Origin of the sequence: Pollutimonas rozaliensis, from assembly GCF_048751585.1 — a bacterium.
Lineage (GTDB): Bacteria > Pseudomonadota > Gammaproteobacteria > Burkholderiales > Burkholderiaceae_B.
Genome location: NZ_JAZHOB010000059.1, coordinates 1 through 280, shown reverse-complemented (window position 1 = coordinate 280; position 280 = coordinate 1). Strand labels below are relative to the sequence as shown.

Annotated in this window: 1 protein-coding gene; it reads right to left on the bottom strand. The window is 41.8% G+C overall.

Features of this window, described 5'->3' with window-relative positions:
• Window positions 1–87: 87 nt before the first annotated feature.
• Window positions 88–280 (bottom strand): hypothetical protein (locus V0R37_RS21955; RefSeq protein ID WP_420376537.1); only part of this gene is annotated, 193 nt, incomplete at its 5' end.

Genomic DNA, 280 nt, shown 5'->3' with positions numbered 1-280 from the left:
GGAGCTGAAGAGTACTCTTTTCAATATTCACTACAACGCTATTTGACGTTTGCTCAGCGGCATCAGTTACAGGCCATATTACTGACCTCAGTGCCAAGAGCGAGAGATATAAAAAACCAACCAGGTCTGTAATTGTCCTTGTTGATCATTAGGATAAGTGCACAAATTAGCAACATCGATAGCTCCTCGGCTAATATCGGCGCCATTACATTTGGCATCATTGTGCCCAAATTGAATCAACAGATAATCTCCTTTTCGAACCATAGGCTCCAGATAATCA